General features: G+C 43.5%; 21 protein-coding genes. All 21 read right to left on the bottom strand.

Translation table 11 applies throughout. The annotated features are described in order from the left end of the window. Positions 1–67: 67 nt before the first annotated feature. The 21 genes from infB to mbhE all read right to left on the bottom strand — a co-directional run bounded on the left by infB (position 68) and on the right by mbhE (position 21296). Positions 68–1843 carry a translation initiation factor IF-2 gene (gene infB / locus BM008_RS02375; RefSeq protein ID WP_091932666.1) on the bottom strand — a complete coding sequence of 592 codons (1776 nt, stop codon included), beginning with the start codon at positions 1841–1843 and terminating at the stop codon, positions 68–70. A 108-nt stretch (positions 1844–1951) separates the two neighbouring features. Beyond that, positions 1952–2401, bottom strand: coding sequence for a nucleoside-diphosphate kinase (gene ndk / locus BM008_RS02370; RefSeq protein WP_091932665.1), 450 nt, complete (start codon positions 2399–2401; stop codon positions 1952–1954). 13 nt (positions 2402–2414) lie between these two features. Next, positions 2415–2603 carry a 50S ribosomal protein L24e gene (locus BM008_RS02365; RefSeq protein ID WP_091932664.1) on the bottom strand — a complete coding sequence of 63 codons (189 nt, stop codon included), beginning with the start codon at positions 2601–2603 and terminating at the stop codon, positions 2415–2417. A 10-nt stretch (positions 2604–2613) separates the two neighbouring features. Then, positions 2614–2829 carry a 30S ribosomal protein S28e gene (locus tag BM008_RS02360; RefSeq protein WP_091932661.1) on the bottom strand — a complete coding sequence of 72 codons (216 nt, stop codon included), beginning with the start codon at positions 2827–2829 and terminating at the stop codon, positions 2614–2616. Between the two features lie 22 nt (positions 2830–2851). Then, on the bottom strand, positions 2852–3208 hold the full coding sequence (gene rpl7ae, locus BM008_RS02355; protein ID WP_091934106.1) for a 50S ribosomal protein L7Ae: 357 nt from the start codon (positions 3206–3208) through the stop codon (positions 2852–2854). A 290-nt stretch (positions 3209–3498) separates the two neighbouring features. Next, positions 3499–4350 carry a hypothetical protein gene (locus BM008_RS02350; protein WP_091932653.1) on the bottom strand — a complete coding sequence of 284 codons (852 nt, stop codon included), beginning with the start codon at positions 4348–4350 and terminating at the stop codon, positions 3499–3501. 72 nt (positions 4351–4422) lie between these two features. Continuing rightward, the gene (locus BM008_RS02345; protein WP_091932646.1) at positions 4423–5646 is read right to left on the bottom strand and encodes a SufB/SufD family protein; all 1224 of its coding nucleotides are present in this window, start codon (positions 5644–5646) and stop codon (positions 4423–4425) included. Then, positions 5625–6371, bottom strand: a complete 747-nt coding sequence (locus BM008_RS02340) for an ABC transporter ATP-binding protein (RefSeq protein ID WP_091932644.1) — start codon at positions 6369–6371, stop codon at positions 5625–5627. The genes BM008_RS02345 and BM008_RS02340 overlap by 22 nt, the downstream gene beginning before the upstream one ends. A gap of 180 nt (positions 6372–6551) precedes the next feature. Further along, a complete protein-coding gene (locus tag BM008_RS02335) occupies positions 6552–6791 on the bottom strand; it encodes a winged helix-turn-helix domain-containing protein (protein WP_245747826.1) in 240 nt (79 codons plus the stop codon). Between the two features lie 114 nt (positions 6792–6905). Further along, complete coding sequence (locus BM008_RS02330) at positions 6906–7541, bottom strand: hypothetical protein (RefSeq protein ID WP_091932642.1); 636 nt, start codon at positions 7539–7541, stop codon at positions 6906–6908. Positions 7542–7620: 79 nt separating this feature from the next. Beyond that, a complete protein-coding gene (locus BM008_RS02325; protein ID WP_091932635.1) occupies positions 7621–9459 on the bottom strand; it encodes a cohesin domain-containing protein in 1839 nt (612 codons plus the stop codon). 23 nt (positions 9460–9482) lie between these two features. Further along, positions 9483–12917 (bottom strand): hypothetical protein, encoded by a 3435-nt coding sequence (locus tag BM008_RS02320; protein ID WP_091932634.1) that lies wholly within the window; start codon positions 12915–12917, stop codon positions 9483–9485. Between the two features lie 730 nt (positions 12918–13647). Continuing rightward, positions 13648–13872, bottom strand: a complete 225-nt coding sequence (locus BM008_RS02315; protein ID WP_091932632.1) for a hypothetical protein — start codon at positions 13870–13872, stop codon at positions 13648–13650. Positions 13873–13879: 7 nt separating this feature from the next. Then, positions 13880–14932, bottom strand: coding sequence for an L-threonylcarbamoyladenylate synthase (locus tag BM008_RS02310; protein WP_091932630.1), 1053 nt, complete (start codon positions 14930–14932; stop codon positions 13880–13882). A 502-nt stretch (positions 14933–15434) separates the two neighbouring features. Then, on the bottom strand, positions 15435–15797 hold the full coding sequence (gene mnhG, locus BM008_RS02305; protein ID WP_091932629.1) for a monovalent cation/H(+) antiporter subunit G: 363 nt from the start codon (positions 15795–15797) through the stop codon (positions 15435–15437). A gap of 5 nt (positions 15798–15802) precedes the next feature. After that, positions 15803–16063, bottom strand: coding sequence for a cation:proton antiporter (locus BM008_RS02300; RefSeq protein ID WP_091932627.1), 261 nt, complete (start codon positions 16061–16063; stop codon positions 15803–15805). Next, on the bottom strand, positions 16060–16554 hold the full coding sequence (locus BM008_RS02295) for a Na+/H+ antiporter subunit E (RefSeq protein WP_091932626.1): 495 nt from the start codon (positions 16552–16554) through the stop codon (positions 16060–16062). Before BM008_RS02295 ends, BM008_RS02300 begins: the two co-directional genes overlap by 4 nt. Then, positions 16551–18092 carry an NADH-quinone oxidoreductase subunit M gene (locus BM008_RS02290; RefSeq protein ID WP_091932614.1) on the bottom strand — a complete coding sequence of 514 codons (1542 nt, stop codon included), beginning with the start codon at positions 18090–18092 and terminating at the stop codon, positions 16551–16553. The genes BM008_RS02295 and BM008_RS02290 overlap by 4 nt, the downstream gene beginning before the upstream one ends. Beyond that, positions 18089–18517 (bottom strand): NADH-quinone oxidoreductase subunit K, encoded by a 429-nt coding sequence (locus BM008_RS02285; protein WP_091932608.1) that lies wholly within the window; start codon positions 18515–18517, stop codon positions 18089–18091. Before BM008_RS02285 ends, BM008_RS02290 begins: the two co-directional genes overlap by 4 nt. Then, positions 18514–18930 carry a monovalent cation/H+ antiporter subunit B gene (locus tag BM008_RS02280; protein WP_091932607.1) on the bottom strand — a complete coding sequence of 139 codons (417 nt, stop codon included), beginning with the start codon at positions 18928–18930 and terminating at the stop codon, positions 18514–18516. Before BM008_RS02280 ends, BM008_RS02285 begins: the two co-directional genes overlap by 4 nt. Continuing rightward, the gene (gene mbhE, locus BM008_RS02275) at positions 18927–21296 is read right to left on the bottom strand and encodes a hydrogen gas-evolving membrane-bound hydrogenase subunit E (RefSeq protein WP_091932605.1); all 2370 of its coding nucleotides are present in this window, start codon (positions 21294–21296) and stop codon (positions 18927–18929) included. Before mbhE ends, BM008_RS02280 begins: the two co-directional genes overlap by 4 nt. Between the last annotated feature and the right edge of the window lie 212 nt (positions 21297–21508).

The following is a 21508-nucleotide window of genomic DNA, read 5'->3' as shown; positions in this document are numbered from 1 at the left end:
TTTTCCTCCTTATTGGTTTTATTGTTCCTGTTTGTTATGATCTGTCAAAATGAATCGTGCATTCTCATTATTTTGCCCAGAAAGGATTATCCTTCCTTTTCATTGCAAGGAATGCATCCAATGTTTCTAATTCATCTGCCGTCATTGAGTCGTAAATTTCATGTTCCATTTTCTTTGCATGTCTCTCAGGGACATTCACAAAGAGAGTATCCTCTTCCTTGATCTGCCTTCCAACAGTAGCTCCTTCGATGGCCATGGCAACTTCCATGCCGATCTTCGCTTCGGAGACATTTTCTCCACGCATTTGAAGACCTTTGACCTTGCCAACGACCTCACCATCTATTGTAGTAACATCCACACCAGTCCTCACAACGCCGCCAATTATCTTCACACCTACAACAGCAGGCTTGCTCTGGCGGAATGTGCAGTCAGGCATTATCTGGAATCTTCCGGGTTTTGTGATGGTATCGGATATTGCTTTCTCAGCAAGTTCCTTCTGTTTCTTCACCCAGTCCTTATAGTCATCTATCAGACGATATATCACATCGTTCTTGAAAAGCGTGACATCTGTGGACTGAAGCTTCTCCTTTGCGTCCGGAAGGATCTTCACATTGAAGCCGACGATCACAGTAAAGAATGGATCCTCGATAGCTGTTACCTCTACGATATCTCTGTTACTGATATCACCGACGCTAGCTTTCCTGATAGGGATCTCCTCTTTTTTAAGCTCGTTCACAAGAGCCTCAAGGGAACCTATAGTATCAGCTTTTATCGTGATACCTACAGAATCTGTATCGATCTGAACATCAGCGATCTCACTCTTTATCTGTTCAGTGATAGCATCGACCGTCTCAGGGCTTACTACCCTCACAGGTGCTCCTGCGAGTGCGCCCTCCAGATTAGGAGCCGATATCTTAACACCAACCGCAGCAGTGACCTCGCTTATCTGCTGGAACTTCTCTTCAGCCTTTATCTCAGAGAGAGGACGGGGCTTCAATAATGCCCTGATCTTCGTCTGGATCGGATCTCCAAGACTTCCGACAACTATGATGTCTCCTTTCCTGATGGTACCATCGTAAAGGATAGTGTCAATGGTGGTTCCAAGACCCTTCTCCTCTTTCACCTCAAGGACAGTACCAGTTCCCGGAGCAGTTGCATCGTAATGCAGGTTGCCCTCAAGGAACTTCTGGGCAAGCCCAAGAAGGATAATGAGTACATCAGCAATGCCTTCACCTGTTGCTGCGCTTATAGGAATGACACCAATATTACGCTGGAAATCACTTACACGGTCGTATCTTTCGGAATTGAAACCTATATTGTAGAGCTCACCAATGACCTCATAGAGCTTGTTGTCAAGATCGGACTTAACACGTTCACTCTGTTTGTTATATGAAGCAAGGAAAGATGAGTTCTTATTAGGTTCCCAGCCGTGGATACGATCGACCTTATTGGCAACAACTACAAAAGGAGTCTTGAATCTCTTGAGGATCTGAAGACTTTCGATGGTCTGAGGCATGAAGCCTTCGTTGATATCAACGATCACAATAGCAAGGTCCGCAAGAGCACCACCTCTGCTTCGCAGGGAAGTGAATGCGTGATGTCCGGGTGTATCAATAAAAAGAAGTCCCGGTACAATGAACCTGTCCTTAAGTGACGGATCACCACATTTGTTCACAATGTTCTCTATGGGAACCTCAGTTGCACCTATATGCTGGGTAATGGCACCTGCTTCTCCCTCGGCAACGGAACTTCCCCTGATCTTGTCAAGTAAAGTAGTTTTGCCGTGATCGACATGTCCCATTACAGAAACTATTGGTGTACGTAGATTTTCATTTACAGCCATGTGCAAACCCCTTCAAAGATCATTCAGATAGTTGGAAATGATATTGGTTAAGGATATTTCAGGATGTTCGCTTAATATTATCAATGCAAACATCCCGGACCTCCCTACTTACTCGTAGAGACAGACCTCATCGATCTTTGTATAGTCAACTATCTCTGAGTCCTTGAAGTGGATAGCTATCTCACGCTGTGCGGATTCTGTTGAATCGGAAGCGTGTACAACATTCCTGCCGGTCTCGACCGCAAAGTCTCCCCTGATGGTACCAGGAAGTGCCTCTACAGGGTTCGTTGCGCCATTAACTGCACGCATGATAGCGATAGAGTTCTTGCCTTCAACGACCATTGAAACTGATGGACCTGATGTCACATACTCGATAAGTGAAGCGAAGAATGGCCTTTCAGCATGCTCCTTGTAGTGCTCCTTTGCACTGTCCTCACTCATGACACCGAGCTTCATGGCTGCGATCTTAAGACCACGGTTCTCTATTCTTGAAATGATCTCGCCCATAAGTCCGCGCTGTACTGCGTCAGGTTTGATCATGATGTATGTCTGTTCCATTTAGGACACCCGATCATGCTTTCTTCAAGTATATTCTGCCCTGTTCGGTCCAGACGGTACGCCTTGGTAATCTTCCAAGGTCAAAGTTACTTTCACATTTGGATGAGCAGAAATAATAGGTAGAGCCATCCTTCTTTACGAAGAGCTTACCTGTTCCTGGCTCAAGGAATTTTCCGCAAAAAGAACATTTTCTCTGTTCCATTATAGTCACCTCATCTGGTAGTCAGTTTCTTGGCCTCTCTAGAGGTCTCGATCAACATCATAATGTCGCCGATCCTTATAGGACCAACACAATTACGGGTGATTATACGGCCCTTATCGCGCCCTTCAAGCACGCGGCACTGTATCTGGCTGGCCTCACCATGCATACCGGTGTTACCGATGATGTCAATGACTTCAGCCGCATAGCCTGTATCTTCATCTGCCATAGCGATACCTCACGTATCAGTTTTATTTAAGTGCACTTACTTTCTGTGCAATGTCTTCTACGAGTTCTGCGCCCTTTCCAGCATCAACGATAGCTACTGCGGAGCAAGCGACACCTATACCACATGCTGCACCGAGCTCTTTCTGCTCTTTAACGTAGATGTATGCTGCATTCTTCTCTTCACAAAGAGGTGCGATGTGTGCAATTACTTCAGCAGGGTCGACATCTTCTGCAATTACTGCAAGCTTTGTGATACCTCTCTCAATAGCTTTTGTAACTTCATTGATACCTTTCTTTAATTTGCCTGTGTCTCTTGCAAGTTCTACACTCTCGAGTGCTTTGGTTACGAGTTCTTCTGGAACGTCAAATTTAGCTGCCATATTATTTTCTCCTTCGAAACCATGCTGTATACTCATATACTCATGGTTCTTCATTATTCATTGTGTGCCGCAGAACGGCTAATTTGGCCAATTACGATTGTAACAATATTGATCAATAATTAACTGACAAAGTTGTATGCCAAAGTAATGGCTGTGAATTGCTGCATCCATATATATAGAATAACATAGAATGCGCAATTGGAGTCATTAAATAACCTGTTCAGGTATAAAGCTTGTGGCAGAAAAAAGGCAAAAAATAAAGAAAATGATGGGAACCATCCCACCTATGTTCAGTAATATTGTTCTGTGATCAGGTTCAGGAAATTAGACGTATTGGTCGTAACAACAACCTTTACGATCCTGCCATCATCAAAGGTACTTGTATTATAGAACAATCCTCTGTCAGTACTGTTGACCTCAAGACTTTCTATATTCTCAACCGTACCTTCTACAGGATCAAGGAATATCTCGGTCTTTGAATAATTTCCATCATTCATGTTCCTGAATTCTAAATAGTGCTGTTCTGCAAGTGGATCCACAGAGGTAACAACCTGATATTCGGCACCTGGTTCTACATAACCGAGTATCTCAGTGAAGTCACTTGATGCAGGACTGGTACCTGATCTGACATCTATTACCTTTTCAAGGGTAGCCTGGTCACCAAGGAGTGTTGGTGTTCCGATCACATTGAAAATACCTGATCCCCTTGACAGAATAGAATATCCGTTGTAAGTGTCAGTAACTGCATAATTGAATCCCACGGTCTCAGGGTTCAGTACATGTGCCTCAAATCCAAAATTGGATGTGATATTATAAGCTGAGAACCTTCTGATCATCATTGTATTGTAATATGCATAAAGGTCACTTACATTATAATCCTGAAGTGGTGTCCCATAAGTTCTGGAATAGTCCACATAGATCGCATTTGAAACACCCTCTGGTGTAAAGGCAAGACCATCAGAAACTGAGTCGATCTCAGCATCAAAATGTGTTCCATCTATAACTTCAAATCCCGGTGCATCCGCGATGTCCGCTAATTCTTCATCCGTGTCCGAGTCTCCTACAAAACTGGCAACGAAATATGAAAAAACCGACATGACCATTAAAGCAGCTAAAAACAGTGCTGCATATTTTTGATTCATTCATTCTCCTCAGATTGTTTTATTTAACAAATGTAATAAAAATAATTGAAAAAATAAAGGCAGAGAGAAACTTTAGATAGCGTTCTCTCCTATCTTTGCTATAGTAGCATCGATATCTGCTTTAAGTTCATCAGGAATACCCTGTATACCAACATCAAGGAATCCTCTTACGATCATACCTACTGCATCCTCTTCAGTAAGACCTCTTGCCATGAGATATTCGATCTGTTCCCGTGCAATTCTTCCCACAGCAGCCTCGTGTGACAGTTCGATATCCTCGACATTTGCTTCAAGTATAGGAATAGCACGCTGCATTCCACCACCAAGCACAAGTCCGTGACACTCAAGATGTCCCTTTGCATTGTTAGCGTTACCGATCATCTCACCACGGGCAATTGCATTGCCACCTGTAGTGATCGTCCTTGAGATAAGCTCTGCTTTTGTATCCTCTGCATTGAAGACCACCTTACTTCCAAGGTCAAGTTCTGAACCAGGATGTGCAACAGCAATTGTGTTGAGTCTTGCAAATGCACCCTTACCTTCCAGAATGACTGTTGGATACGCCTGTACTGATTTCACAGGTTTCAGGGTGACATAGTTACTGATGTATGAACCGCCTTCTTCTACATGGACAACCGTCCTTGGTCTGACACCGATCTCTTCTCCCCAGTTGTGGATCATTGTGAAATTAAGGGTTGCACCCTTTTTCACATACATCTCTGAGATACCAAGATGGAGACCCTTGTCAACACCATGCTTTGTAGAACATCCTGTAATTACGTCAAGTTCAGCTCCCTCTTCAACAATAACGATATTGTGAACTGTCTGGGATACCTCTTTTGAACCTATAAGAAGACATGTCTGTACAGGCATCTTGGACTTCTTGCCTGCAGGAGCTCTGATAAAATAACCATTAGCATCCTGAAGATAGCTCATTGCAGTGTACTTATCCTTATCTGGTTCTACAAGCTTCCATGAATAATCCTTTACCCAATCATGGACCTTCATAGCATCCCTTAAGGACATCAGTTCTACAACATCATCATCACGCAGGGATGAATGTGTCACAGCATTGTTGAGCATTATAAAACTGCCTGCTCTGTTATCTTCGGAAGGTGTGAACCCGACATTCAGGAGTGTCCTCTGATCTTCTTCGCTGAGTTCTTCAAGATCATCTGCCTGTTCTTCTTCCTCAGATGCAAGCCCATATTCATTAAGGTCAAAATCCTCACCGTATGCTGCTGTCTTCTTGAGGGCTGCTTCTGCCTTCTTTCTCATATCTTCATCAGCTTGCATTTGATACACTCCTCATATCCCTGTTCCTTTATTTCAGTGAGCATTTCCCTTGGGTTGCCGGAGCACATGACCGTACCGTTGCACAGTATGTATCCCCTGTCAGCCTGTATGTAATCCATTACCTGACCAGTGTGTGTGATAACAAGTGCGGATTTTCCATGTTTACACCTGTCGCCTGCACATTTGCAATCTTTCTGAAGAAGATCATTTATAGTAAGGCCGAGCTGTTCAATGCTCACGAGATCAACACCTGATTCAGGCTCATCAAGAAGAATGAAATCCGGATTCTGTGCTGAAAGCTGGAGAAGTTCTGATCTTTTTATCTCCCCACCTGAGAAACCTACATTGACATCCCTTTCAAAGAACCTGACCATGTCCAGGGTCTCTGCGAGTTCCTCTGTATCTTTCATGTCCTTTGAGATGACGTTAAGCAGATCATAAACTTTGACACCATTCATGTTAGGTGGTCTCTGGGTCATGATACCCATACCCATCTGCGCTCTCTCATAGACCGACATGTTGGTTATATCCTCACCTTTGAAGATGATCTCCCCACCTACAACATTATAACCACTGAATCCCATCAGGGTCATCAAAAGTGCAGATTTTCCCGCTCCGTTTGGTCCGAAAAGAACGTTGGTATATCCGGCTTCGACATTAAGGTCGACACCTTTCAATATTCTTCGGCCGCCTATCTCAACTGTTAGATTATTGATCTCCAGCATAATATGGCCTCCTTTTTTCTATAATAATCAACATTCATGAAACTCAAAGTTCATGACGATCCAGCTTTATTATACGGGTTATCGGTTAAAAACCTATTGAAATTGCAAAACAGAATACACTAATTCAATGCCATGCCACAGATATAAAAAATATAGTCAATGGTATAATGACAATTATACTCACAGACCTAATTCTTTGGCAATTTCCTGAAATTCTTTTCCTTTATCAGTTGTGACATATAGATTACCTTTCTGTTCGATCAATCCTTTCTCTTTTAAAAGGCTGAGATATCTGTTCACAACTTCAAAGTTAAGATTTGCACGATATACTATGTGTGTCTTTTTCGCCCCCTCTAAAGCAGCCCTCAATATTTCTACACTTATAGCTGTCCTGCTTCTTCTTATAATAACCACATCCACTACAAAATATCATCGATCAACGTATTTTTACTGTTCCAGATAATGTTTTTGAGAGGGATCATACAAGGTCATCAAAATAAAGATAGAAGGGGACAATATTCCAGCCCCTACATCTCATTCAATTTTAGCCTTTCTTCGCATCAGTATACCCGCAGCCGCGAGCATAGAGCCTATTCCCACAATAGTAGGGAAATCCGCACTTTGCGAAACTTCTTCTTCAACCACTTCCACTGGTGTTTCCTCCGCTGGAACATCAGCTACACTGGCCATGGTTTCCTCTTCCTCTTCTATTGGTATATCCTCTACAACCTCAGTTGTTGTTTCTTCTACCGCAGGAGCCGAAAAACCACCACCTCCACTACTGGTCTTCTTTGTTGTTGAAGGACTGCTGCTTGTTACCGATGTTGCCCGAAGGTCAACTTCCAGTATATCCCCGGCATTCGCATCGGACAGGTCCAATACCTGCGCCTGAATATTGTTCACGAACAATGTAATTGTCTCATAGCCATAAGGAACTCCCAGCCTATTGTCCCTCGTATCGCTATAAAGACCTGCATTGTCCACGGTCGTGGCCCCAACCACACTCTCACCGTACATCGCCTTGACCTCGGTTCCTGCAGGTGCAGGACTACCATCGATCGTTACACTTCCTTCCAGTACTATGGGAGGATTTGCAGAAGCCGTACCTATCATCATAATACAAATTATAAGGATCTTGATAGCTAAAGCAAAGATTCGATTTTTGATCATATTACCACCTGAAATAATAAAATAAGTGAGATACATACCCGTATCTCACCTTAGTTGTCTAATTCTGTCTTTTGCCTCCTTAACCTAGCAGACACTCCTCCTGCACCAGTACATAGAATCCTTCATATGCATCCAGCTTGAAATCAGCAGTTGTCACAAAGTTACCGGTCAGTTCTGACCCGTCATCAATGTTCAGACCAATGTATGCATATTCATTTGCAGAAGGAACCCATGGACCTCTTACCTTGATGTAGCATCCATCGATCGCTACAAGAGCGACCTCTGCAGACTGTTCATCAAGAGCCGTATGTCCTATAGCATTCCATCCCGGATAGAGATGTAGTGATGCTGGTGTCGTTGGCATGGTCGTTGCTTTCTGGAGATATTCTTCCAGAATGACGATGTCCTCATCCAGGTTGTTGTGTACCCAGTATCCCTTCAGTGGTTCGAATTCTGTTGGAATTACCATTGAATTTGTTCCACTTGAAATATCATCATAGAGCACAGTGTCAACAATTGTGCTGTCAAAGTCAGCTAGCACATCATTAACACCAGGATTCTCAAGTGCTTCAGGTACTGAGATAAAGTTCCATCCTGGCTGCAGCAGGATTCCATCTGGGTTGTACACAGTAACACATACAGTGTAGAATCCAGTGTCTCTGCCGTCATCCATAGTAGCCCTTACGAGATACTTTCCATCTGGAACGGTTGTTGTGTCAAGTACGACCTTCCAGCCATCTGTTCCATCTGTGTCAGTTCCTATTACTACCCAGTCCTCTCCGACATCATCAGCTGTACAGTCCTCATTAAGATCTGCAAAGATCTCAACTGTAGTGCTCATGATATCATCTTCTCCGGATGCATCAGAAACTTCCACGATCTCCACCTGTGAAACGATCTCACCATCTGTGTGAGATATGATCTCAGGATCAGGGACCACATTTGGTATGTTCGTGATCTCAACTGCTCCATCAGTTACAACCGCATCAGATACTTCATCTGCACCATTCAAGAGCTCAACGTTCATGAGGTCAAGTGAATAGCTTCCATCTGCTGCGCTCAATAAGACTTCGAATTCAACTGTGATGAAATCTCCAGCCTTTGCTTCTGCAGTTGTTCCAGCAATTCCATAAATAATGGTACCTGCGCCATCATCACCGCTGCCTTGAGCAAGTATATAGTCAGTGCTTTCCACAGCGCCAAAGAGACCATTCTGCGTAATTCCAACTACACTGAGAACCGACGGATCATAAGCTAGTTCTACATAAAGTGCAGAAACAATTTCACCGTCAGAATCCAGCTTAACTTTTGCTTCAAATGTGTCACCAGTGTTTGCATAGATAGTTGCCGGGAATACATAGACCTCAGGATACTCATCTACGACCACAACATCTTCACCAACTGTTACAACACCATCTTCTGTGCTTGTTGTAAATGGAATTGCACCATACAAAAGTTCGACATCGCCCAGTTCCAATGGGTAAGAACCATTGGCTGTAGCAGGCAATACTTCAAACTCAACTGTAATGAAGTCGCCATCTTTTACTCCTGCAGTTGTAGATGTTCCTACAATTCCATAGTAGATAGTACCTGCACCATCATCACCACTGCCCTGAGCAATTATGTAGTCTGTATTCTGGACAGTACCGAACAGGCCATTTTGAGTAATGCCTGCAACTGAAACTGCAGATGGATCGTACATAAGCTCAACACTCAAAGATGATACAATATCCCCGTCTGAATCTAATGTAACAGGAACACTGAATGTATCTCCCGGTGATAGACCCTGTGCAGCAGAATCATCAACTGCAACAGTAGCTGTTGCGGCTGCGGCACTCATCCCCAACAGGATGCATGTACAAAATATTAAAAGGAGTGCAGTCTTTTCTGCAAATCCCCTTAGTTTCTTATCATTCATGTTTTCACCTTCTAAGTGTCCAGTTATGTGTTATAGACAAGTCCAAAGGCTGATAGATCTGTGAAATCAACTACACCATTGTTGTCGAAATCAGCAAGAGGATCATAGTTAGCATCTCCTGTTACAGAGTTGTAAGCAAGTCCAAAAGCTGAAAGATCGGTGAAGTTAATGACTCCATTGTTATCGAAATCACCCTTTGTGCCGTCACCTGAGAACACTGCACCTTCTGCCTGGTTCATGTAAAGACCAATACCATTTGCTGGATCATGGTAGAACATGAGCCTCTGTACATCAGCGTCACGATACTTTTCTTCAAAGTCCTCGTAGCACAGATCGGAGTTTGGAGCAGTGAATGAGCTGGTAACGAGATAGTCACCAATTCCATTGTAGTTCCAGACATCTGGATAGACGAACTCCTTGTACTCATCAGGTAGTGTGCGGATGTGCAGCCACTTCCAGGATTCCCATACAGAAGATTGTTCGATCTCTGCTGTCTGTGCAAGAACAGTACCTTCACAGAGTATCTCAAAGAGGTTACTGTGGAATCTGTCCTCTACTTCAGGTGCACCTGTGTAGTAGATGTCAAGTGGTCCCATTACAGATGAGATGCGGCTTGCTATTGCGGTGTTATCATCGTAGTAGCAGGTCATATCGGTCACATCATATGGCTCCACGTCGATATCATCGATGATCCTATGGTCACCGTTGAATGGTGGAAGCAGTGGGATGGTCTCTTCTGGCATTACAGGTTCCTTGACGATAGTAAGATCACCAAGATCTACCTCATACTCTTCAGGTACAGGGTTCCTGATGGTTATGTACTTCAGGCTGTTGACGACTGTTGCGTTGTACAGGTCATCGCCTTCATACGTGCTACCATAGATCATGGAAATATCATATTCTGCACCATCGACGAAGAATGACTCACCAGTATGCAGTATACGACCAACGGTCACGTAGACATATGTCTCACTTGCTGCGTCAGCTGTGATGAACCATGGGTACTCGAAGATTCCCGGATGGTTGACAATAGCAACGTGTCTGCCTGCACATACAGCTCCTCCCGGAACAATACTTGCCTGGTAGTTCTGTTCGATAAGTTCTGGCTCATCGTTACCGGTGTAGTAGATATCCATTGTCAGTGAGATCAATGGGTTGGAGTTTGCACCTGCAACTGTAACGTCCTTTACAATTACCTTGTGATCAAGGAACTGTATTTCTGAATTGCCATTAGCATTCTGGACACCAGTCTGAAGCTGGAATGATTCAGAAGATATCGCAACGTCTATACGTCCATCGTCATTGAAGTCTGAAACTGCCTTCAGTTCAGTAATGTCGTCTATGCCATCCCCATTGACATCCATGCCGTCAATACCTATCTGGGTATCATCGTTGTCAGCTACAGGGAACCAGAACCTGGTCCAGCTTGCACCTGTTCCGACATGATCGAGTATAAAGCTTGAATCATCTGGATCGAGTGCTGTAGCTTCCTTTGGATAGTAAGAGTTCTTGGTAGTGAACATGTAAGTGTATTCGTTAACGATATCCTCACTTGTTCTCATGTAGTCATAGGATGTGTCAAGCCAGACATCACCTGCAGGCTCATGGTAGTCAGGATCGAACCACTGCCTCAGGAATACCTTCTGTGAAGAGTCAGCATTGTTCACAAAGATCTTGTTGTCTGTAAGGACAGCAGGGCTCATTGTAACAAAGTCCATCTCAGGGGCTTCATTGTTGAGTGGATCGAATGGTCCCTCAGGATTATCCTCCGAATATGGGAATGTAGCATCCATCAGATCTGCTACATCCTGGCTTCCGCCATAGAGTCTCAGTCCGTTGGTCTGGGCATCAAGCTCGTTAAGATAGATATCCTCTACACCTCTCTCCTGATCATACTCGAACATAAGCCTCTTGTCAAGACCTTCCATTGACCAGCATGTGTATGCAGGATTCTCACAGAACCTTGTGTAAGGTGCCTCGAATGAACTTGTCAGGATAAAGTCTGCATAGCTTCCACTTACATCAGGACATTCAGGATAGACAAATTCCTTGTACTGGTAAGGTAGTGTCATGATGTCAAGCCACTGCCATTCCTCGGTCTTTCCTTCATCAAGGATCTCAAGCAGGTTGGTATCGAACCTCTCCTCGTATCCTTCGTCAACGAAGTAGATCTCCATAGGATCGGCATCCAGCATGCGAGCTCCAACATTTGTGAAATCTGCATCATAGCATGTGTATGTGTGATCCAGATAACCAGTGTATGTGCTTGGAAGATCGATATCATCTATCATGATGTGGTCCTTGTTGAAAGGTGGCAGCATTGGAATGATCTCGTTTGCTGATACACTTTCCTTGATAACTGTAAGGTCACCAAGATCAACATCATAATCTTCAGGTACAGGGTTCCTGATGGTTATGTACTTGACAGTGTTATCGTAGGTCCAGCTTCCATCATCAACACTTCCAAAGATAGCAGCAACATCATATTCTGCACCATCAACGAAGAATGATTCTCCCTGATAGAGTGTGCGTCCTACGGTCACGTATGCATAGTTAGTGCTTACGGCATCTGCTCTCAGGAACCATGAATAATCAAAGTCTGGCTCCATGCTGTCTGCTACAACGTGTCTGCTTGCAACAAGATAGTCACCTGGAACGATGCTTGCCTGATAGTTCTGGTGTATGAGCTCAGGTTCATCATTACCTGTATAATATACATCCAGTGTCAGTGCAATAAGTGGGTTTCCATTTAGGCCACTAAGAGTTACATCCTTGACTACCACCATGTGATCAAGGAACTGTAATTCGTCGCCAACCTGAAGCTGGAATGAATCGGTTGCCATCTTGACATCCTTGTAACCATCACCGTTGTTATCAAGTGTGTCGAAGTCACCGACCATTTCAAGGTGTACCATATCATCTACACCATCACCGTTGGCATCCATACCATCAAGACCTATCTGATCATCATCGTTGTCAGCTATAGGGAACCAGAACTTGGTCCAGTAAGCATCGGTCTGTGGATCCATTGCGGTTCCTTCTATAGGCTGGTAATCCACCTTGCTTACAAGCATATAGGTATATTCGGTCACAATGTCATCGGAGTACCTGATGAAGTCACCGTTATCCAGCCATACACGGCCAGTAGGTTCCATATAGTTTGGAACGAAATATTGTCTTGCGAACACTTTCTCATAGGCATTTGCATGATCTACAACAATACCTTTTTCAAAAAGTGCCGGGTTGAACGTGACAAAGTCCTTATAAGGTGCTTCATCACTTAGCGGACTAAATGGTCCTTCAGGCGTTTCATATGGGAAGTTTGGAGTTGCCATCCCATCTTCACCATATAGCCTGAGTGTATTTACTTCTTCAGCAAAAGCTCCCTGTACCATTGCTATACTTGCCATGATGACAATCGCAATGATCAGCAGCTTGTGCCGTGTTCTTAACTCCATATATTCCTATCCTCCTTATTACAGATATTAATAGGGGTGCCGAAAACAAGACTGCGTCTAAGCGAAAATGTTTACCAGCACCATACTAGTTGATCTGGACAATAACCCAGACAACCCCACGAAATAGAATGAATTTGAATATTATATAGTGGTAAGAATCAATAATACAGATTTGTTCTTTGAAATAAAGTTCAGTACTATTGTTTCAGAATAATACTACTTTGGTTGAAAAAGGCCTGATCGGCACATCATTGAAGAGCATGCATATCAACAGACGAACAAGATAGTTCATCGTTACTCTCAACATAAATATTAAGGGAAGTTGTTATGTGATCAACAAATGCTAAGAAAATACAGTACTGAATATTCCATCTAACATCACGCGATCTAGCATCCGAAAAGAGCAAACGGTAGTGACATTATATTTTCAGGAACAAAAAATGAACAACGAACCAGACCACAATTAAAGAAATACACAAAAATAACTGTAAGGATAGAGACAGGGATCAAATAGCCCTGTCTCCGGTCCTCTCTTCGCTTTGTTTATTGCTTGGTGGTATCTGATAGTGGTACTTTATAAAAATGCCCCCATGTAAAGCTGGGGATGACGGAGACATATTACGACCACCCATTTTTAGTTGAACTTCAACCCTCATAAACATTAGAGAAACTTTTTTGCGAAATAATGTTTAGTATAATTATATAGTAAATTTTACACATATACTAATTACTAGATCAGTTGTCTCTTAACCATAAAACTGGATGCTATTGAATAAACAAATATTATTACACCAAGCCACAGTATTGGGTTTCCAATACCCTCATTACCAAAGTATGAGAATGCAAGGCCAATACTTAGTACAAGTATATCGATCTTCAGCAGTTGCCTGTTGCGTTTGAGGATGGCAACGCTCTTTTGTTTAGCATGTATCATCTTTTTTTTATCTGTGTTCATAATATCACTATACCCTTATCACCATCTCCGCAGCCTTACGCACCCTGTTAAAGACAGCCATTCCTATTCCTTCCTGCCTGAAAGAACCATCTACTATTATTATATCTATATCCTTTTCATCCAGATGCCTGAGTCCAAAGAAGAGGTTCTTTGCAGCTTGTTCAGGCATGTCCTTTTTACCAAGGGAATATGATGTAACGGATGGAAAACTGGGAATACTTTCTTCTGTAAGTAGCATCGCGACCCCTGCATCCCTTTGATCAAGATCTGCAAGCAGCTCTTTCATTTTTGGAACGACCTTACCATGTTCACCTTCCACCAGGATAACACTCGAATCTGGTGAATAGTGTGTGTATTTCATACCAGGTGAGCGGACGGTCTTACTTTCAGGATGGACCTTGTCATCATACCCGATACTCACTTCGCCTATATACACTTCAAGGTCCTCTTTGCTCACTTTTCCCGGTCTTAATATCACAGGGACATCGGTCGTCATGTCTATAACTGTGGATTCAACACCTATGGAAACCTCTCCTCCATCGATAATAGCATCTATTTTCCCGGAAAGGTCACAAAGAACATGCTCAGCAGTTGTTGGGCTGGGTCTGCCGGAAACATTGGCACTTGGTGCAGCTACAGGAACTCCTGCTGACCTTATCAGTTCCAATGCGACCTTGTTCTCTGGCATCCTTATGGCAACGGTATCCAGTCCGCCTGTGGTCACATCAGGAACTATTTCCTTTCGCTCCATTATCAATGTAAGAGGACCTGGCCAGAGTTTATCCATAAGGATCACTGCCTTCTCAGGTATGCTTTTTACAAGCTTCCGGCAGCTTTCTTTTGAATCTACATGAACTATGAGCGGGTTATCAGCAGGCCTGCCTTTAGCTTCAAATATCTGCATCACTGCTTTCTCATTAAGAGCATCAGCTCCAAGCCCATATACGGTCTCTGTTGGAAAAGCAACAAGACCACCTTGCTTCAGTATCTTCGCAGCTTCCTCTAATTGCTCTTCATGAGCTGCATCTTCAATATGGAATACCAGTGTGTTCTTTTTCATAGATCATATATAAGAAGTTGATAATTTGTACTTGGAATTTGCCCTGATGGGAAATATGACCAGATACATACAGTTCAATAGAATGAGAACCATATTGACCAATATACACATAAGGTTTTGTGTTCCTGGATACAAACATATTAGTATAAATTCAATATGACAATTATGACATCGTTATTTATATTTTATCCTAGTTCGTCATATATAGCACCTGTGCCGTCACAAAACGGTAACGCTTATATAGGATAGTTCCCTCTACACACGCTGTGAGCGGGTCTGTTTTTTTAACCCCACTCCCACACTAACCCCCACTCCCCAGCCCGCTCACGCACATAATAAAGGGAGAGAAAATAGGTTTGTCGTGGGAAAAATAGTTATACTAAAGATTTTGAACAAACGGCTAAACTCATCCTGTATAATTATCTTGGTTCTTTAAGGCTTATAAAAAAAGTGTTCTGGGATCAACCAGAACATAACATATCAATTATATCTGACAAACAGATCATTCTCTCTCATTTATGGAACATGCCGATTCACAGGCTTTGCCATATTCATCGATCACAGATTCCTTACAGAGACCTACACCATGCCTGTGAGCTGCACGACTTATCATGTGAGCTGCCACTGGTGACGTGATCAGGATGAAAAGTGCCACTGTAATTGCTTTTACACCCATGGGGGAAAAGCCGACCTTGAGCAGGATACTGAGCATGACACTAAATGCACCCAGGGTTCCGATCTTCGTTGTTGTGTGAAGCCTGTTATATACATCAGGCAGACGTGCAAGTCCGAGCATTGCAAGGAATACGAAGAAAAGTCCTATGATCAGGACAGCATTGCTCAGCAGTTCAAGGACCATTGACATAGTGCTCAAAATACCACCCCTTCATCAAGATACTTTGCTATAGTTACGGTCCCTACAAAGGATATAACAGCAAGAACAAGTGCTACATCCATGAAGAAAACGGACTCTTTTACAAATGAGTAGATACCAAGCATGACAACAATGACCGTTGTCATTGCATCCAGGGCTACCACTCTGTCAGGAATGGTAGGTCCTTTAATGACCCTGTAAAGACAGGGGATGAAGGATATCACCATAAAGATAAGTGAATATTCAAGCAAGTTCATTCGAATGCCTCCATTGTGTATTTTTCCAGGTCATCCTTTATGGACTGGGCTACACCTTCCGGATCTGTTGCATCTATGGCATGCACATACAGTATGGACCTGTCATCAGACACATCAATGGTCAGTGTACCGGGTGTAAGTGTAATTGTGTTTGCAATAGCAGTGATACCAAGATCGGTCTTTGAATCAATTGGTACTGCGATGATACCTGGCTTTATATCGATCTTCGGCTGCAGCACGATCTTTGCCACCATTATGTTCGCTTTTATGATCTCCACTATAAGCACATACAGGAACTTGATCTGTGCCGGGATCTTCTTTATCGCATTGGCAAAGGAGAAATCCTGGTCAAATGGGAACAGGGTTTTGAAAGGCCTGATAATGAACGGTGCGATGAGAACTCCCAGTATGAAGTTATTAACATTTACAGTACCATGAACAAAACACCATACAAGACCGAGTATAGCTGAATAGGCTATGTATCTTTTCATCTTACCACCCTCGTCATTACAGCATCGATATATGGCTGTGGGTCAAGTATCTGATTTGCCGTTGCATTCGCAAGAGCGATAAGCGGTTCTGCATAAAGTCCGAATACAACGATCATTAGTGCAAGAATAACTATTGGAACTGCCATCAATGGGGATGTCCCATGTGTGGAATATTCCCCGTGTTCTGCAACATCCCTTTTCTCACCCCAGAACATCAGCAGCATTGCCCTGAACATGTAGAACAGAGTGAATACTGCAAAGATAAGTGCAATGGCTATGGCAAAGTAATACTGCTCACCAATACCGGCATCAAAGAGCTGGAACTTGGCGATGAAACCACCCATTGGAGGTAATCCTGCAATGGACATTGCACCTACAAGGAACATCATGGACATGAACGGTGCACTGTCGACCATGCCACCCATCTTTCTCATATCTCTGGTACCTGCATGGTGTATAATGCCACCTGAGGTAAGGAAAAGCATTGACTTTGCGATCGCGTGGTTCACAAGATAGACCAGTGCTGCTGTGAGTCCGTATACACTTCCAAAACCAATTCCAAGGAAAACATATCCTATCTGACTTACACTGGAATAAGCAAGCAGGCGTTTTACATCGGTCTGTGCTACAGCTGATATTGCTCCCACAACTATGGTTGCAAGTGCAAGATAGATGATCACCGGTTTGAAAATGTAAAGCGTATCGATGAATATCAGGAAAAATACCCTGAGCATTCCGTAGGCTCCGACCTTTATCAGTACACCACTAAGCATTGCGCTTATCGGGGATGGTGCGGTAGGATGCACGTCAGGAAGCCAGTAATGAAGTGGGAATATCGCGGCCTTGTTGCCGAATACCACCACAAACATAAGAGCAATGGCGAACACATGCCATGGAAGTGTTCCTGCTGCACTCATTGCACTGAGCTTCACAGAGATATCTGCCATGTTCAGTGTACCTGTTGTTGCGTAAAGGGAAGCTACTGCAATAAGCATCACAATGGAACTTACCATATTGAGTATAAGATACTTGAATGTCGCTTCCATCTTATCCGAGCTTTTTGTAACTCCTCCCTTCTCATTTGCTATTACAAGTCCGCATGATGAGAGCAGGAGTATCTCAAAGAATACAAAGAGATTGAATATGTCCCCTGTAAGGAAGGAACCGTTAAGTCCTGCCACAAGCAGACTGAAGAGCGGATAATATGATGCGCTCAGTGACTTCTCTTCTATGTAATCAAGTGAGTAGATAAGTGCCAGGAATGACACGAAAGATGTAAGCACGACCATTCCTGAACTGAGCAGGTCGGCAACCAGTATGATACCGTATTTACCCCATTCGCCTACTTCATATGCCTGTATACCTCCTGACCAGACCTGAAGGAGAAGAAGTACGCTCAGTATTGCAAGTATGAATGATACAGAAACGCTCAATGCTTTCTGCACACCGGGATGCTTTCTTAAAAGCACCATGAGAGATGCCATAAGAATTGGCGTTGCTATCAGTATGATAGGCAGGTGGTCTTCCAGTGCGATCATCCCCAGAGCCTCCTGAGTTCCCTGATGTCAGTTGTCCCGTATTCCTCATAGATGCGGTACGCAAGGATCAGTATGAATGCAGTTGTTGCCAGACTGATAACAATTGCTGTAAGTACCAGTGCCTGGACCAGAGGGTCAACGTACTGTACATGATGACCAGCTTCGAGCACAGGTGCAAGGATACCCTGTGAAAGTGTATCTGTAAAGACAGTACCGGTCGCTTCAGCAGCACCGTGTCCACCATCATCTGTGATGATAGGTACTGTTGTTCCATCGAACACTCCTGTTGAAACGATCAGAAGATTGACCGCATGCGACAATACACCCAGTCCTATGATCACCCTGACAATATCACGGCGAAGGATAAGGAATGTACCGATACCGAACAGTATTGCTATTGTAAGGGAAAGCAGTGTATTGTTCATTTGTCATCACCTACGTTTTTGAAAATGGAAAGCAGCCCGCCAATTACGACGAAATAGACACCGATATCGAACAGTCCTGCAGATACAAGTTCTATTTCCCCGAAGAATGGCAGATGGACAAATTCAACTGCACTCCTGAAGAAGTTATGTGAAAAGGCAAGTGCTGCAAAGGCCGTAAGGGATGCCAGCAGCAAGCCGAATCCGAACCAGTTGCTCCAATCCGGATCAAAGAACGATTTGATATAGTCCAGGCCATATGCCACGTATGTCAGTGCTATGACCGAAGCGAACATGACACCACCAATGAATCCTCCTCCCGGGTTGTTATGACCCGCAAGTAAGAGGGATATTGAAAAGAGGATGATCAAAGGCAAACATATCTTTGTTATTGTTTTTGTTATCAAAGTGGTCACTGATCATCACCTCTGCTGTGAATAAGGTTATAGACACCAAATGCTGCGAGACAGAGAACCGAGATCTCACCAAGTGTATCGTATCCTCTGAAGTCCACAATGATCACATTCACAATGTTGTGACCTCCTGCAAGTGAAAGGCTCTTCTCAACGAAGTAATGTGAAAGGGACTCGAATGGTGGGACTATTCCCTGTGTTGCGTTTATCAGTAAGATGAACACGATCGAAGCTATTGTAACGGAGATAAGAAGGTCCCTTACAAGAGTGGTCTTCGGGATGTGCTCCCTGAACTTCTGTGGGATCTTCACTATAGCCAGCAGGAAGATTATAGTTGAAAGGGTCTCGACCAGCACCTGTGTCAGTGCAAGATCAGGTGCCTGCAGATATATGAATAGGAGAGCTACAAGGTAACCCAGCCCTGAAAGCGATATTATCGCAGGTATGTATCTTGGAAGTAATGCAGCTCCAAGTGCTGATGCGATCATGAACAGGAAGATGATGCTTTCGTACAATGGTACATCAAAGTTCAGGTTCTGTGGTACCAGAGTTGTTGCAAGCATTGCTGCAGGTATCGCGAACATTGCAATGAAGAGCAGTAAAAGTGCTACTACATAGGTCTTTACCGGACCTGGTTGCATTCTGTTAGAGAACTTGGATGTTACCTTCTTGGCATTCTCCACAGCTGCATCATAATAGTAGTTGACACTGATCCATGGGAACTTTGCATTGAACCTGTCCTGCCAGTCTGCTATCTTTCCATACTGCGTGTATGTAAGAAGACCCAGTGCAAAGGTAACGATCGTCATTATCAATGACGGAGTAATTCCATGCCAGAGCTTAACGTGCAGATGTACTTCCTCCAGAAGGATACCTGAAACTGTAGGTCCGACGAAATAGTGTACCGGAATTGAAGGTACAAGTCCGAAGAGTATGATAAGACCTGCAAGGAAGATGGCAGGTGCGAGCATGATCATTGAAGGATCATGTATGTGATCTGGCAATCCTTTTGTTGGTCTCTTACCAAGGAATATGCCGTCTATCAGTTTAATTGAATAAGCGAATGTGAAGACACCACCAAGCACTGCAAGTGCCGGAATGAGTATGCTCCATGGTCCCCCAACAAGGTGACCCATTTCAACGGATGCCTCGTAGAACATCTCCTTACTTAAGAAACCGTTAAGAGGTGGGATTCCAGCCATGGAGAGAGCTCCGATGGTAGCCACAATGAAGGTGATCGGCATCTCCTTTCGCAAACCACCCATTTTTGTGATATCACGTGTCGCAGTCTCGTGTGCCACTATACCGGCTACAAGGAAGAGACATGCTTTGAACGTTGCGTGGTTAAGAAGATGGAAAGTTGCAGCAGCAACACCAATTCCAGGTTCGTGGTGTGTGGTGTAACCGTACATTGTCATAAGGTAAGCGAGCTGGCTTATTGTGGAATATGCCAGTATTCCCTTTATGTCGGTCTGCCTGAACGCAAGGAAACCTGCAAGAAGCATTGTAAATATACCAACACCACTTACGAGGATGAACCAGGCTTCAGTGCCTGAGAAAATCGGGTGTATCCTTGCAACAAGATAGATACCAGCCTTGACCATTGTTGCTGAGTGCAGGAACGCACTGACCGGTGTAGGTGCTTCCATAGCATTTGGAAGCCAAATGTAGAAGGGACCCTGTGCTGACTTAGAAGCAGCACCTATGAATATAAGAATGAGTGCAGCCAGGAAGAGATCATGACCATGTAACATTTCCTTTATGGATTCGCTATGCATTATAGTGGGAATGTCAAAGGTACCTGTGATCGCATGCAATACAAGGAATCCTGCAAGCATGAACAATCCGCCTGTTGCAGTAATAAGCAATGATTTTGTTGCACCGTACACTGACATTGGTCTGTTACGCCAGTATCCGATAAGCATGAATGAAGTGATACTTGTAAGTTCCCAGAAAATGAATAACTGAATTGTGTTGGCAGAGAACACCATACCAAGCATTGAACCCATGAAGAAGAGGAGTTGCTGGTAGTATCGTGGAAGGTCCTCTTTCTTTGACATGTATCCGTTGGAGTATGACATGATGATAACACCGATGCCGGATACAATGAAACCGAACATTACGCTCAGGCCGTCAATGTAGAATGAGAAATCTATCCCCACTGAAGGAAGCCATTCGATCGATCTCTGAATTGTCTCCCCATGTATGATCTCCGGTGCAGCCTGAGCAACCAACAATAAACTCAGGAATGCAACTGCGGAAGCGTACCAACCTATTTTATCCTTTAGAAGTTTTGCGACGGTAGGCAATATACCGGCCAAAATAAATGGCAAAAAAACCGCTAGAGTAATTGCTGTAAACGAATCCATGACACCTTAGATTTAAGTCCCTATATATAATGTTTTTTAATGTGAATTATTATTTATGAAGGATTATTCAGGATAGTATCGAGTGAAATATTATAATATTAAGAACAGATCCAGATACACATAACTTTTATATAATAGATTATCCGGGTGCACATGTCTAAGGAGGTCAACATGATAATAGAGATATATAATGTATATTATTAGTTCATACC

This window comes from Methanolobus profundi, from assembly GCF_900114835.1.
GTDB classification, from domain to species: Archaea; Halobacteriota; Methanosarcinia; order Methanosarcinales; family Methanosarcinaceae; genus Methanolobus; species Methanolobus profundi.
The sequence above is the reverse complement of the archived record's forward strand: the minus strand, read 5'-3'. Positions and strand labels throughout refer to the sequence as shown.